At 59.8% G+C, this 13,451-nt stretch carries 19 protein-coding genes; 10 read left to right on the top strand and 9 right to left on the bottom strand.

Annotated elements, in window-relative coordinates; genetic code table 11:
• Positions 1-68: 68 nt before the first annotated feature.
• The 3 genes from ACROHD_RS00990 (at position 69) to ACROHD_RS00980 (ending at position 4,979) form a co-directional block, all read left to right on the top strand.
• A complete protein-coding gene (locus ACROHD_RS00990) occupies positions 69-1,715 on the top strand; it encodes a lysine--tRNA ligase (RefSeq protein WP_432675400.1) in 1,647 nt (548 codons plus the stop codon).
• 370 nt (positions 1,716-2,085) lie between these two features.
• Positions 2,086-2,499 carry a DUF4864 domain-containing protein gene (locus ACROHD_RS00985; RefSeq protein ID WP_432675399.1) on the top strand — a complete coding sequence of 138 codons (414 nt, stop codon included), beginning with the start codon at positions 2,086-2,088 and terminating at the stop codon, positions 2,497-2,499.
• 182 nt (positions 2,500-2,681) lie between these two features.
• Positions 2,682-4,979 (top strand): glycosyl hydrolase family 28-related protein, encoded by a 2,298-nt coding sequence (locus ACROHD_RS00980; RefSeq protein ID WP_432675398.1) that lies wholly within the window; start codon positions 2,682-2,684, stop codon positions 4,977-4,979.
• Positions 4,980-4,983: 4 nt separating this feature from the next.
• Here the strand turns inward: ACROHD_RS00980 and ACROHD_RS00975 are convergent, their stop codons facing one another.
• Together ACROHD_RS00975 and ACROHD_RS00970 are read right to left on the bottom strand one after the other, a co-directional pair.
• Positions 4,984-5,523: a hypothetical protein gene (locus ACROHD_RS00975; protein WP_432675397.1), complete on the bottom strand. Its 540-nt coding sequence runs from the start codon at positions 5,521-5,523 to the stop codon at positions 4,984-4,986.
• Between the two features lie 76 nt (positions 5,524-5,599).
• Positions 5,600-6,079, bottom strand: a complete 480-nt coding sequence (locus ACROHD_RS00970; RefSeq protein ID WP_432675396.1) for a HugZ family pyridoxamine 5'-phosphate oxidase — start codon at positions 6,077-6,079, stop codon at positions 5,600-5,602.
• Between the two features lie 298 nt (positions 6,080-6,377).
• Between ACROHD_RS00970 and ACROHD_RS00965 the strand changes: the two genes are divergently transcribed.
• The 4 genes from ACROHD_RS00965 to ACROHD_RS00950 all read left to right on the top strand — a co-directional run bounded on the left by ACROHD_RS00965 (position 6,378) and on the right by ACROHD_RS00950 (position 8,246).
• Positions 6,378-6,851 (top strand): tRNA (cytidine(34)-2'-O)-methyltransferase, encoded by a 474-nt coding sequence (locus ACROHD_RS00965; protein ID WP_432675395.1) that lies wholly within the window; start codon positions 6,378-6,380, stop codon positions 6,849-6,851.
• 144 nt (positions 6,852-6,995) lie between these two features.
• Positions 6,996-7,451, top strand: coding sequence for a hypothetical protein (locus ACROHD_RS00960; RefSeq protein WP_432675393.1), 456 nt, complete (start codon positions 6,996-6,998; stop codon positions 7,449-7,451).
• A gap of 199 nt (positions 7,452-7,650) precedes the next feature.
• A complete protein-coding gene (locus ACROHD_RS00955) occupies positions 7,651-7,971 on the top strand; it encodes an antibiotic biosynthesis monooxygenase family protein (RefSeq protein ID WP_432675392.1) in 321 nt (106 codons plus the stop codon).
• A complete protein-coding gene (locus tag ACROHD_RS00950) occupies positions 7,968-8,246 on the top strand; it encodes a DUF5665 domain-containing protein (protein ID WP_432675391.1) in 279 nt (92 codons plus the stop codon). The genes ACROHD_RS00955 and ACROHD_RS00950 overlap by 4 nt, the downstream gene beginning before the upstream one ends.
• A gap of 7 nt (positions 8,247-8,253) precedes the next feature.
• Here ACROHD_RS00950 and ACROHD_RS00945 read toward each other — a convergent pair whose 3' ends face one another.
• The gene (locus tag ACROHD_RS00945; protein WP_432675390.1) at positions 8,254-9,024 is read right to left on the bottom strand and encodes a DUF6782 family putative metallopeptidase; all 771 of its coding nucleotides are present in this window, start codon (positions 9,022-9,024) and stop codon (positions 8,254-8,256) included.
• 175 nt (positions 9,025-9,199) lie between these two features.
• On the opposite strand from ACROHD_RS00945, the gene ACROHD_RS00940 reads away from it, so the two are divergent.
• The 3 genes from ACROHD_RS00940 to ACROHD_RS00930 all read left to right on the top strand — a co-directional run bounded on the left by ACROHD_RS00940 (position 9,200) and on the right by ACROHD_RS00930 (position 10,988).
• The gene (locus tag ACROHD_RS00940) at positions 9,200-9,763 is read left to right on the top strand and encodes a rhodanese-like domain-containing protein (protein ID WP_432675389.1); all 564 of its coding nucleotides are present in this window, start codon (positions 9,200-9,202) and stop codon (positions 9,761-9,763) included.
• Between the two features lie 84 nt (positions 9,764-9,847).
• Positions 9,848-10,105 (top strand): TFIIB-type zinc ribbon-containing protein, encoded by a 258-nt coding sequence (locus ACROHD_RS00935; RefSeq protein WP_432675388.1) that lies wholly within the window; start codon positions 9,848-9,850, stop codon positions 10,103-10,105.
• 67 nt (positions 10,106-10,172) lie between these two features.
• Positions 10,173-10,988, top strand: a complete 816-nt coding sequence (locus ACROHD_RS00930; protein WP_432675387.1) for a sugar phosphate isomerase/epimerase family protein — start codon at positions 10,173-10,175, stop codon at positions 10,986-10,988.
• A gap of 1 nt (position 10,989) precedes the next feature.
• Here ACROHD_RS00930 and ACROHD_RS00925 read toward each other — a convergent pair whose 3' ends face one another.
• The 6 genes from ACROHD_RS00925 to ACROHD_RS00900 all read right to left on the bottom strand — a co-directional run bounded on the left by ACROHD_RS00925 (position 10,990) and on the right by ACROHD_RS00900 (position 13,439).
• The gene (locus ACROHD_RS00925) at positions 10,990-11,505 is read right to left on the bottom strand and encodes a hypothetical protein (protein WP_432675386.1); all 516 of its coding nucleotides are present in this window, start codon (positions 11,503-11,505) and stop codon (positions 10,990-10,992) included.
• A gap of 56 nt (positions 11,506-11,561) precedes the next feature.
• Entirely contained in the window at positions 11,562-11,948 is a 387-nt protein-coding gene (locus tag ACROHD_RS00920) for a hypothetical protein (protein ID WP_432675385.1), read from the bottom strand.
• 121 nt (positions 11,949-12,069) lie between these two features.
• On the bottom strand, positions 12,070-12,384 hold the full coding sequence (locus ACROHD_RS00915; protein ID WP_432675384.1) for a hypothetical protein: 315 nt from the start codon (positions 12,382-12,384) through the stop codon (positions 12,070-12,072).
• An 8-nt stretch (positions 12,385-12,392) separates the two neighbouring features.
• Positions 12,393-12,689, bottom strand: a complete 297-nt coding sequence (locus ACROHD_RS00910; protein WP_432675383.1) for a hypothetical protein — start codon at positions 12,687-12,689, stop codon at positions 12,393-12,395.
• A gap of 35 nt (positions 12,690-12,724) precedes the next feature.
• Positions 12,725-12,901 carry a hypothetical protein gene (locus ACROHD_RS00905; protein ID WP_432675382.1) on the bottom strand — a complete coding sequence of 59 codons (177 nt, stop codon included), beginning with the start codon at positions 12,899-12,901 and terminating at the stop codon, positions 12,725-12,727.
• Between the two features lie 145 nt (positions 12,902-13,046).
• A complete protein-coding gene (locus tag ACROHD_RS00900) occupies positions 13,047-13,439 on the bottom strand; it encodes a hypothetical protein (RefSeq protein WP_432675381.1) in 393 nt (130 codons plus the stop codon).
• Positions 13,440-13,451 lie beyond the last annotated feature (12 nt).

Raw genomic sequence — 13,451 nt, 5'->3', positions numbered from 1 at the left:
CCCCGCCCGCCCTAGGAAGCGGCGGGTTTCGGCGTATGGTGCGCCTCCCGCCCATTCTGGAGAATGAAATGTCTGATCTGCGCGACGTTGCAATGAGCTCGAAAGCATGGCCCTTCGAAGAAGCGCGCCGGGTGCTCAAACGTTACGAAAAGTCGCCGCCGGAAAAGGGCTATGTGCTGTTCGAAACCGGCTATGGCCCCTCGGGCCTGCCGCATATCGGGACCTTCGGTGAGGTGTTGCGCACCACGATGATCCGCAACGCGTTCGAAGTGATCTCGGATATTCCCACCAAGCTGATATGTTTTTCCGACGATCTGGACGGGATGCGGAAGGTGCCGGGGAACGTGCCCGATCAGGAGATGCTGAAAGAGCATCTGCAAAAGCCGCTGACCTCGGTGCCCGATCCGTTCGGGACACATGAAAGCTTTGGCCACCACAACAACGCGATGCTGCGCCGGTTCCTCGATACTTTCGGGTTCGAGTATGAATTCTACTCGGCCACCGAATTCTATCGCTCGGGCCAATTCGACACGATCCTGCTGCGCGCGGCGGAGCGCTATGACGCGCTGATGAAGGTGATGCTGAAAAGCCTGCGCGAGGAACGGCGGCAGACCTACTCGATCTTCCTGCCGATCCATCCCGAAACCGGGCGCGTGCTGTATGTGCCCATGAAAAACGTGGATGCCGTAAATGGCACGATCACCTTTGACGACGAGGATGGCCGCGAATGGACGCTGCCGGTGACCGGCGGCAATGTGAAGCTGCAATGGAAGCCCGATTTCGGTGCCCGTTGGGCCGCGCTTGGCGTGGATTTCGAGATGTACGGCAAGGACCATTCCACCAACACACCGATCTATGACGCGATCTGCCGGATCCTGGGCGAACCCGCGCCGGAGCATTTCACCTATGAACTTTTCCTCGACGATCAGGGGCAGAAGATTTCGAAATCCTCGGGAAACGGGATTTCGATTGATGAATGGCTGACCTACGCATCGACGGAATCGCTGAGCTACTTCATGTATCTCAAGCCGAAGACCGCAAAGCGGCTCTACTTCGACGTGATCCCAAAGGCGGTGGACGAATACCACCAGCAGCTGAACGCCTATCATACTCAAAACGCTGAGCAAAAACTGGCGAACCCGGTCTATCATATCCACGCGGGTGATGTGCCGGTCAGCACGATGGTGGTACCGTTTGCGATGCTTCTGAACCTCGCCAGCGTGTCGGGCGCGGAGGAGAAGGAGAAGCTCTGGGGCTTCATCCAGCGCTATGCACCGGACGCGAGCCCCGAGGGCAATCCGGACCTCGATCAGGCGGCTGGTTTCGCGATCAGATACTACAATGATTTCGTGAAGCCGACACGTGCCTTCCGCCTTGCTGATGACAAGGAAAAGGCTGCGATGGAGGAGCTTCTGGTGTGCCTTGGCGACGGTGACAAAGCCCTTGATGTGATTGCCAGAAAGAATGCTGAGGCAGGCCGGGACGACCCGCTGCCGGAGGTCAACTGGAATGATGATGAGTTCCTGCAATCGATCGTCTTCGCCATCGGCAAAACCCACGGGTTCGAGCCGCTCCGCGACTGGTTCAAGGCGCTCTATGAGGTCTGCCTTGGCGCGTCTCAGGGGCCGCGCTTCGGCGGGTTCATCGCGCTTTACGGCATCGAGGAAAGCAAGCAGCTGATCCGCGACGCGCTGGACGGAAAACTGGCAGGCTGAGCCCAAAAACAGGGGGGTGCCGGGCGTACACCCCCTGTGCCCCCCCGTGCATAGAGAAGCGGTTTCGCCGCCTGTCGGCGTCGACCCGGGAGCGGCACTCGTCGACCCTCGCTAGGGCGGGGGCACTCCTCGGGCCGCGTTGCCACGGGATTGCGGCGGGGGCTGTGCTGTCTGCGGCGGTCTTGCGAAGCCGGTGGGAACGGGCAGCCTGCGTTGGGCGTGTTGGGCCAAGAAGCAGAAGCCGTGTGAGGGGCCCTGACGGTAGATCGGCACCGGGTAATAAGGTGTTGGGATATCTGGCCCGGATTTGACGCACAGCGCGGGCGGCCTAGTTTTCGGGTAGTGGACAGGCATCCGAGGGGGACCCGATATGCGCCGACTGTTCTTTGCCATCATCCTTCTGCTGATGCCCCTTGCGGGGACGGCGCAAACGGAACTGCCGGCGAATCCGGCCATCGAGGATGTGATCCAGCGCCAGATGGAGGCCTTTGCCAGTCGCGACGTCAATACCGCCTGGACCTTCGCAAGCCCGACGATCCAGCAGCTGTTCCAGCACCCAACGTATTTCGGCGCGATGGTCGAGCGCGGTTACCCGATGGTCTGGACGCCCGGCGAGGTCAACTTCCCCTCGTTGCGCGAAGAGGAAGGGCGGCCGGTGCAGCGGGTGCAGATCGTTGACGGCAATGGCAGGGTGCACCTGCTGGATTATGTGATGGTCGAGATCAACGGCAGATGGCGGATTGCGGGTGTCACAATCCTGCGTGGACAGCATCTGGGTGTCTGAAACCTGTCCAGCGGTTAACCGCTTCTTAACCCTGCCCTTGTAAATCTGAGACACAGACGGGCCAGTACTGCGCCCGCACGTTTCCTGACAGTCGTGAACAATCGAGAATCCCTCGGGCCGATCGCCGCCCGCAGGGGCCAAAGGCGTGGGTTTCGCCCATGCGTGAGCAAAAGGGGTAAGATATGAACCAAGTGATCACCGACGGGTTGAACTTGATGCCGCCGGAATTTTCTGAGGGGCTCGCCAACTGGAGCCGGGAGGACGGCACGCCCGGCACGGAAACCTGGGCCACTTCTGGCTTTGGGGCGTTGGTGCCGGCGGACCAGGACTTCGGCACCTGTCTGGAGATCCTGAAGCCCGAAACGATCACGCGTATTCGCTACATGGGGGAAACGCCGATTCTGCCGGGGCTTTACCTGCGCATCTCGGCGCGGATCAAGGCGCTGTCTGGTGCAATCCCCTCGGTACGGATCGCTGGCTGGGCTGGGCAGTCCAACAATACCCATGTTACCGGCGTGACGGAGGTTGGCCCGACCACCAACCTGACGGCCTACGGGGAGGTCGTGACGGTCTCGGCCATTGTTGGCATCGGGGATCGCGGCGGCGTTGATATGGTCTGGGGCGAAGAGGCCGCCTATGGCCATTTCGGGCTGGACCTGACTGGCGGCAATGGGGGCACGGTGCGCATTGAATCGATCAAGATCGAGGATGTAACCCACGTCTTTCTTCGCAAGATGATGGATTGGGTCGATGTGAAGGATTTCGGCGCCGTGGGCGATGGTGTGACCGATGACACGGGCGCCTTTGCCGCCGCCGATGCCGCCGCTTCCGGGCGCGAGCTGCTGGTCAGCGAGGGCACATACCGGATCGCGTCGAACCTCACGCTGCAATCGCCTGTGCGCTTTCAGGGCCAATTGGACATGCCCGAAAGCGCACGGCTGGTGCTGGCAGGTAGCTTCAACCTGCCTGCTTATGCAGATGCATTTGGCGGGGATGAGCTGGAAGGGTTCAAAAAGGCATTTCAGGCGATGCTGAACCATGGCGATCATGAAAGTCTCGACATGATGGGGCGCCGGGTGCAGTTGGACGGTCCGATCGACATGGCGGCGGTTGTGGGCAATAAGGTCAGCTATGCCAATCGTAGGGTGATCCGCAACGGACAGTTCAGCTGCTTGCCCAGTTCCAACTGGGATGACGAGGTACACAGCGCCACCGGCACTTGGGCTGTTGGCAACCCTGACCGGCTGGACAATGTATCCAATGCAGGTTCGATCCCTATCGGATCATTGGTGACGGCCGCGCAGGGCGTTGGACGAGAGATCTATGTGCGGGACGTGAATGCCGCGACCAACCAGGTTTTCCTCTCTTCGCCGCTGGGCGTGCCGCCGTCGAGCCAGACCTATACCTTCACCCGGTTCCAATACATCATGGATTTCGTCGGGTTCGAGAACCTGCAACGCTTCGTGCTGGAGGATGTGGAGTTCCTTTGCGCCGGGGCGGCCAGTTGCATCATGTTGCCGCGTGGCGGGCTGATCTTCCATGTGAAGGACTGTTTCTTCACTGGCCCCAAGGATCGCGGTATCACCTCTTGCGATCAGGGTTGCGCAGGGATGCTGATCGACCGGTGCCAGTTCCTGTCCAATGAACAGGCGCTCCGGGTCCAGGACCGCACAACGGTTGCTTTCAACACCAATGCCAATGACACCAAGATCCGCGACAACCGGGCGGTGAAGTTCCGCCACTTCGGGGTATTTGGCGGCAATGGCAACCTGATTACCGGCAACCACTGGTTCCAGGGGGACAACGAACCCGACGGCCAGATCAGTGCCGGGATCGTGCTGACCAATACCAATGTGAAGACCACAATCATCGGCAACTATATCGACAACAGCTATATCGAATGGGCCAATGAGCATGACCCGGAGCCCGATATGTCGGGGGAATATTCCTTTGGCGGGCTGACGATCAATGGCAATATTTTTACCGCGAATGGCATTGCCAGCTGGTCGAACTTCATCCTGATCCGGCCCCATGGTCCGGGGCATTACATCAACGGGCTGTCAATTTGTGACAATGTGTTCAAGCACCTGAATGGCGGGGCGCTGGACTCGGTTGATGACGTGGACGCTTCGATTGCGCCGCTTGATGGCAGCCGGACCGCGAATTTCCTGATGGCGGGCAATGTCTATCACGGGATCACCAAGAACTCTCAGAACCCGGTGACGGTGAAGGTCACGGAAAACAGCGACCTGGATGTGTGGGAAATCGACCTGCGCGACTGGCTGCCGTTCGAGACCGAGGCGCGCGTGGCGGTGGCGGTGATGCCCGAGGGCGCGGTGCGGTCTGTGTCGAACGTTGCCATCTATACGATGCCCTATGCCACCACGCGCCACGGGGTTGGACGCGGGTCGGTCCGGCTGAACTGGTCGCAGCCCGTGCATGGATCGGTGCAGCTGACCGCGCGCTGTGACACGGTATGAACGCTTAGCCTGCGGCCCCGCTTATGGTGCGGGCCGCGGGCCCTTCATTTTTCGGGCGGCGGTATTCCACCAGCTTTTCCCAGCTTTGCGGATCCAGCAGGGTCCATGCGCCATCCGTGACAGTATATCCATAGGTCACGGATTTGTCGGAGGGCAGCTGGAATTTCACCCGTGCGCCATCGGTTTCCACATGGCCCCGATATTCCCGGGTCCAAAGCGTGCCGTTGTCATGGGAAAGAACCCAGATACCCGTCGTGCGTTCCCCATCCGACCAACGCTGCAAATACGACCCGTCGGCCCGGAACAGCCACTCATCACCGTGATCGCGGTCATGCCAGGCCCCCACGGGTGCATCGCCACTGCCGCCGATCCGATCCAGCCGGGTGCGCCCCCAGATCATCGAGGACCCGTCAGCAGCCACGGTCAGCGGCTGCGCCGGGTCTGCAATGTGATAGTTACCATCCGCCTCAATCTCGTAAGTTGTCTGCTCACCTGGGATGATCCAGATGCCGGGAAGATCGGGGTCGATTGCCGCCTGGCTCATTTTCCTGGCCTTGTTACGGTGCCGTTAACCATAATGATGCATCGTTTCCGTTGCCTTGGCAACAAAACCTGCCCTTTTAGACAAGTTGGAGGTCTGAAGGCGTCAAACGATAGGCTTTTCCGAACCCGCCGTTCAGATGAGCGGCAGTTACGAAAAGGCGCATCATCAAAAAATCACTAAAGTCATAGTAGAGAGTCGCTTTGGGGTGTTGCGATAGGTAGAGCGGTTTGAGCGCACCCTTGTCCGCAGGCTCCGCGCGACATTGCAGGGTCAGCCGCGGGTGGATCAGCGGATCGCCCCGCTGACCGGGTTCGCCGACCAGCAAAGAGCATTGGGCGTTGTCGGACAGGGCCTGGCTGTGCAGCGAAAGTTCGGAAATCAGGGTGACGGGCATACCATCGCCATCGGTGCCCACGGACACGCGCGTGACCATTGGGCTTTTAGTGTCCGGGCAGATCACCCCGAGCGACCCAAACCGCGCCCGCCGCAGCAGATCCTGACCGACGGCACGTGCCTCGTCATCGGTTTCACGCAGCATCCGCTTGGGTCTCGACATTTTTGGGGGCCCTCCTGTTAGGGGAATACCACCCGCAAGGTTTTGAATAAACATGGCCATAAGTCAGATTCTGCGGGGTTTGGACGACGCTGCCTGCGCCGCACAAGGGCCAGAAGCACCCGATGCAGCGATGAAAGCAGACATTTAGAGCAACGAACGTGCATCACCCGCGGATTTTGCCTCTCAAGTTTTAGCGTGGCGTTAACGTCAGCGGGGCTCGCGCACGCAACCCGGCTGTTGGCTTGGCACCTTTGATCTGATTAATGGCGGGGAAAGGAACAGGCAGCGGAACGGCCCGGTGACAGACAATCGTATGAAACTGGTTCTGGTGATGCCCGAGATACCTGGCAATACCGGCACCATCGGACGGACCTGTGTGGCGTTGGACCTGGAACTTATCCTGATCCGGCCATACGGCTTTTCCATCGACGACAAGGCGGTTCGCCGGGCTGGTCTGGACTACTGGAAACATGTCCGGCTTAGTGAATATGACAGTTGGCAGGACTTTCTGTCCGACCGCAGCCCCGCACGCGACAAGCTGTTCTTCTTCGAGGATGACGGAGCGGGCAGCGTTTATGAGCCGGACTATCCGGACGACGCTTATCTGGTTTTCGGACGGGAAACCAAGGGGCTGCAACCCGAGATCCTGCACGGCATGGAGGACCGCATATTCCACCTGCCGATGCGAAGCCCGCATATCAGATCGCTGAACCTGGCGAATGCGGCGACCGCGGTGGTCTATCAGGCGTTGCGCGGGCAGTTCACCCGGTAACTTGCCGTTAACCCCTGTGACAGGGGGCCTGGAAGCGGCCAGACCTTTCCCCGAAAGGGCCGCAAAGAACCACACTCCGATCAAGGCCATGCCCCATCACGACGCCAAGTTTGGCGGGTAGTGACCTAGAATGGGTATGAGTAAATGGTTTTGAAGCGTTCCGACAGGTTCGCTGCGTGCGAAAGCGGGGCAGCGACCTTTGACTGGGTGATTCTGGCGGTTGGGGTCTTTGGGCTCGGGCTGGCAATTGCCTCGGTTTTCTTTACCTCCGACTTGGAGAGACACCCCCCCGCACCGCAAGACGTGATCGAGCGATCGGCACCGGGCGACGCCGTGCCTTCGCCATTGTACCCATATCATGACGACGAATGGCGCCGGGACCAGGCCGCGCATTACGCGGCGCAGGATGATGCGGTGCTGCAAGCCGATTATGCTGCGCAATATGAAGTGGCGGTTGGTGATGTGAATGCTCGGGTCGGTGCCGATATTCTGTCGGTGATCGAAGCGGAGATGACCCGCCGCGGCCTGCCGTTGCCTGAAGGCAATGCAACCGCGGCTGAGATCCGTGTCCGGCTGACAGCTGAAACGGGGTCGCCTTGAAAACAGCGCGATTCTTTCATGACCGCGCCCAATCCTGTGGCTAGACAGGTCTTATCTACCCTGGGGGGTAGCTCTGCCCCGGGGCCGTGTCGACAGATGCGGCCCCATTTTCATGGTGGGGTGGGGGTTTTTGACCCCGATCAAGGCCTAGGCGGAGAAAGGCGCGCTTGTTAGGCTGACCTGATCAGGAGGACATCTCATGCCGACCATCACCAAGGGCGCTGCCCTACAGACCGTCATCACCACCTTCGAGACCACACCGGGCACCAGTCAGGATTTGCTGGATGCGCTGACGTCGGCCTATTCGGAGTTTATCTCGCTCCAGCCGGGGTTTATCGCGGCGGGGTTGCATGTGAATGACGCCCAGACCCGCGTCGCCAACTATTCGCAATGGACCCGACGTGAGGATTTTCAGGCGATGCTGCGTAGTGACGAGATGCGCAAGCGGAACCGTGCCATCAATGATCTGTGCAAGAGCTTTGAGCCGGTAATGTACGACGTGGCGGAGAGCTTCAATTGAGCGATAGTGAAGAAGCGTTGAGTGTCGAACTGCGCCAGCTGCGTGAAGAGGTGGCGGTGATCAATCGCCATCGGCTGTTCACGTCGCAAAGCACGGTCGGTCGGATGCTGGCGCTGAGCTTTGGTCGCGGGCTGGCTTTTGGGCTGGGGTCGGTCATCGGCGCATCGTTTCTGGTGTCGGCGGTGGTCTATTCGCTAAGCCAGATCGACTTTATCCCGGTGATCGGGGAATGGGCGTTGCGTATTGCGCAAGAGATTCAGGGTGGCCAGCAATAAGGCGCGGTCAGCGACGGCCAAGGTCTTCGGGTTCCGCGCAAGGATAGGCCGTGCCGTCGGGCAATCGGCACAGGTTTGACAGGAACTCCGGCGGCAAGAGTTGGTATTGCGGTAGAGCGTTGGCCTCATCCTGACGATCCAGATAATCGCTGCACGCTGCGATGTAATAGCTTTCGCGGCGCCAATCGGACCCATACCACTGATAGAACGCGGCGGCGCTGGCCCCGGTTTCATCTGCGCCTCGGTCAATGGCCTGTTGGAAGGCGACGGGAATGTCACCATAAAGCGGCCAGCCCGTCAGCGCCTGCCATGCACCGGAAAGCCCGGCTTCGGCCAATGTCCATGCGACCAATGTCGTGACCGCCATGGCATCGGCCTCTAACGCAAAAACTGCCCTGGCATTTTCGGCCATGGACAGTGTCGAGGCGGGGCAAAACCCTTCGCCGATCTGCTGAAGATGCCTCAGCTCATGCAGGAAAATCACCACCTGTTCATCCAGCGCCAGGCGGGTGCTGATGACGATGCGATTGCCATCGACATCAAGAAACCCGCGCGCGCCAAGTGGGCCGTCCTCCAGGCACATCGTGGGGCGCTCAGTCGCCAGCGAAGCGCGATAATACGGAAAGCGATCCAAGGCCGGGGCGGCGGCATTCAGAATCAGCCGCATCTCTGGCGGGGCATCGTCGAAAGGATAGGCGCGACAGGTTTCCTCTGCCGAGACCGACAGCGCCAGTGAGAGGCCGAGCGTTGCGGTAAGGGGGAGGGTACGAACTTGCATTGCGGAATTATAGACAAGGCCAGTCAATCCTGTCCCGGCAATTTTCGAGTGACCCGTGGCGCGGCGTTTTCTGTTGCGCTGCCAGAGGCGTGCCTCTAGCTTCACATTCAAATAACTGAATTTGAATTGGAGATGACTCATGCGCCGTAGGTTGCTTTCTGCTCTGTTGATTGGAATGTCCCTGACCGTACCCGCACTGGCGCAGGATGCCGTGGGGATCACGCCAGATGTAATGTCAGTGACGGTCGAAACCGCCTCTGGCCCACAAGAGATCGCCCGCATTCAGGACAATGACCATGTGATTGAGGACGACTGGGGCCGTACCTCTCGGCCCTGCCCGAATTTCTGTATCCAGCCGATGATCCCGGCCCCCGGCGTTACCCCGATTGGCGAGCTGGAGCTGTTGGCCGCGCTCCAATCCCCTGAGATCACGGTTGTCGACAGCCGCACGCCCGACTGGTTTTACGCCGGTACAATCCCCGGCGCGGTCAACATGCCCTACACGGAGATGACGGACAGGATGGGCGAACTGGGGTGTGAGATCGACTTCGATGGCTGGGATTGCACGGCCGCACGCGATGTCGCCCTTTTCTGCAATGGTCCATGGTGCGGGCAATCTCCTACCGCCATTCGCCGTATGATCGAGGCAGGCTACCCGGCAGATCGCATCCACTATTACCGCCCTGGTATGCAGGGCTGGCGGATGCTGGGACTGACGGTCACAGGGGGCGGATCCTGACGAAAATCGTCGGGTAGCGCATTGTCTGGGGCGGGTTTGTCCCTATCTGAGAGGGACATCAACCCGCACAGGAGACCCGCGCCCATGCAATGCCCGATTGACGGAACCCAACTTGTGATCACTGAGCGCAGCGGGGTCGAGATCGACTATTGCCCCACCTGCCGAGGTGTCTGGCTGGACCGAGGTGAGTTGGACAAGATCATCGAGCGCAGCGCCTTGGTAGACAACCGCGAAGGCCACTGGCGTGAAGCCCCGGCGAAGGGCAGCCGCAGCGAAAGCGGCGACCGGCGCAAGAAGAAAGATGGCATCGGGTCGTTCCTAGGCGATATCTTCGATTTCTGATGAAACGGGCGGCAGACAGCCGCCCTTTTCTTTGCCACACTCTCATCAAAACCGAATGGGAGGTGACATGACCGATCTGCCTATCGTCGGCGCGCAACTAAGCGTGCTGGACCTCGACAAGCACCGTGACTGGCTGTTTGAGAAAAACCGCGATCTGGAACTGCCGGAATTCTGCCTGGCCGATATTCTGGCCAATGCGCGGCCCTTTATCGACATGGCCAAGGCCAAGCTGGATGGCTGGACCGGGCGGCTTGGCATTCATGGGCCGTTTGGCGGGTTTGAGCTGGACGTGAAGGATAAGGATATCCGCGCAGTGGTGCAGAAGCGGCTGGATCAGGCGCTGGATGTCTGCGCGGCGCTTGAGGCACGGCAGATGGTCATTCATTCGCCCTATGACGGGTGGGATGCCAGCAATCTCGATAACGGCCCCAAAGGTCGGGAACGCCAGGTGTCCGCTGTTCTGGATACGCTGAAACCAGCCATTGCGCGGGCCGAAGATCTGGGCGTGGAAATGGTGATGGAGAATATCAAGGACATCGACCCGCGCGACCGGGCTGCGGTGATCGCGGCGGCGGACACGCCCGCCCTGCGCCTGTCGGTCGATACAGGCCACGCCCATTGGGCGCATTGGGTCTGCGGCGCCCCCCCGGCAGATCGCTACATTTCGGCAGCGGGCGAGAGCCTCGGGCATGTGCATTTGCAGGATACCGATGGTTATGCAGACCGTCACTGGCCGCTCGGTCGCGGAAATATAGTGTGGGAGGCGGTGTTTCAGGCGTTAGGCAACATCAAATCAGCCCCGCATCTGATCGTCGAGATAAACGATTTCGACCGGGTCCAGGAAAGCGTCGCCCATCTGGAGGCATTGGGCCTCGCGCAGTGACCTAAAGCGGGTTGGTCCCGCAGTAGGTGATATCCTTGTCATCGCAATGCCGCCCCGAACATCGGATGCCCGCGATGACATAACCCGGTGGCAGGCCCACGCCCCGGTTTTCTTCGCTGTGACGCGTGGTGATGCAGTTGGCGCGGTCGATCTGCACGGGATAGCGGGTACATTGCAACGAGATGTCGTCGCAATTGCCGCCCCGGCAGGCGATGCCGGTCATCACGAAATCACCGATCGGGCCATCGCCCGAGGTGATGCCGAACGCAGGATCGCTGCACCACGCGGTGTCTTGCCCGTCCGCCTCGACCCAATCGGTCCAGCTGCTGGCCCCGGCGCGGCCTTCAATGGGACGGCAGGTGATGGTGATGGAGTCGCAAAAATCGCCCGAACACTGAAAGCTCGCCACGGCTCTGCCTTGTGGGCAGGCGGCTGGCGGATCCTCCTCCGACAGGGTGAAGGATTGGGCCAGGGCCGAAGCTGGCAACACAAGCAGGATGAACAGGAGCCAGCGCATATCAGGGCCCTTTCATCTGAGAAACGGGGCGCAGAAGGGCGCGCCCCGATGCAAAGTTACTGGAAACTCACCAGCAGGATTTCGATATCACCCGGGTCGGCACTTGGGCACATCTGGCGGCCGTTATTGGTGATCGCGACGGTTTCAGTCCGGCCGCCCGACAGCATTGCCGTGGCGTCGGTCGCAGTTTCATTGCCGCGCAGGGTGACGCAGACGCGGGCAGTGCTGTTGTCAAGGATCACCGCCCAAGTCGACCGGTCCGAAGAGACCCGTGCAATCCGGCGATTGTCGGTGCTGATCGTGCCGCCCGCGGAATTGAGCTGTGTTATCGAGATATTCAGGTTCCGAGGGTGGCTCGGGTTGGAAAACGTGGCGATGAACTGATCGGCAAAGGCGGCTGGTGCTGTGAGAAGCAGGGCAAAGGCGGCAAGTCTGATACGCATGAATACCTCGTCTTGAGATTGAGATCTGTGTCCGGCCATCGGACCGGAGCAAAAAGCTTCAACCCACATAAACGCGAGTCGTTGCCGGGATACTAACGTAAACTCCTCGTTATTGTGACCATCAATTCAGATAAACCGATGCTGCGGCCAGTCCGAGCAACGGGATCAGAGCCATCGCCATCCCCAGGTGCTGACGGGTTCTGGAATGGGCGAGCATAAGCGCCGGAACCAGCAGCGCGGCAAGTGTCAGCCCGGCGGCGAGCACCATCCACAGCGACAATCCCTGTCCAGCCACAAGGGTTGTGAACCGATGGGACACCAGCACCGCCACGGCCATCAGCGCGGCCTGTACGACGGCAAGGGCATAGATCACCCGGCGCATCATCTGGCTGTAGCAGGGCAGGGGGGCGGCAGTGGTAAATGTCTCGGCGTGCATTTTGGGTCTCAGTCAGTCAGTGGGCAAAGAATGATTTCGCGGGTGTCGCAGCTGGTATCGAGGCAGGTGATGCTGTCGACGGTCAGCGGATCGGCGGGATACTGACCGGCATAAAAGACAGAGCTGCGACAGGCTGGAGCGTTCTGCGCGAAGGTAGCGGGTACACCGAAGCTTAGGGACGCGGGGGCGTCCAGCATCGGGCCGGCCGTATGGGCGACGGCGGGGCCGGTCAGGCCCAGGTTGAGGGTGGTGCAGATAATACTGACGATGCGGCGCATGGCTGGCGTCCCTTGGTTCCTGACCATGGGTCGCATGAGGCCTTGAAGCGGTTCAAATATTCTCAGGCAGAGGGTGAGGTTGTGCAGGCCCGAAAGGCTTGAACCTCGGGCGCGGCGCCGGTCAGGCCGATATCGGCGTTGTCCCCGGAATGCGTCAGTGTACAGATACGCCCCTCATACCCCGGCTGCCGGGCATGGGCCGTGGAGGCGAGGAGGGCGAGGAGGAGGAGCACGCGCATAAAGGGCAAGGCAGCAGGGATTGAGGGGGCCGGGAATGGTGGTGTGGGGTGGGCAGTTTGGCCAGCTTTGATGACACGGGAAAGCGGGTGTGGTGGGCAGAACTGCCCATCCTACGGCTTGCTCGCTGCCTATTTGATGCTTGCTTCAGGTAGGTCCTGGCGCGGCAGTCATTGAATTGGCAACATCATCAAAACAATCTGCTAGCTGATCCCAGGTAATACCATAAAATCTTTGTCTTTTTTGGGAAGATATATGCTCTTTTGATGCAATCCAAAGGCTAGGATTTTGAGGATCAACAGACTTCCAAAATTGGATAGGATCAGCATGGATAATCTGGGAAAAAAGATCCATGTAACTAAGTGTTTCTCTAGCTCCAAGCTGCAGTGAAGGCTCTTTCCTTCTGTGGTCATAGACCCAACAGTCTTTCAGGTTAACACTCTTATCTTTCAGCAAAATCAATTTCTTGACTGCCTCCTTTGCAAAGTGGAATCCACCACCTTCGACGCATTCCTTGGAAATTGCGGCTTCCTCAAGCACTCGTCTTGATAA

This window comes from Nioella aestuarii (assembly GCF_050896395.1).
Lineage (GTDB): Bacteria > Pseudomonadota > Alphaproteobacteria > Rhodobacterales > Rhodobacteraceae > Nioella > Nioella aestuarii.
This window is presented reverse-complemented; position numbering and strand designations above follow the sequence as displayed.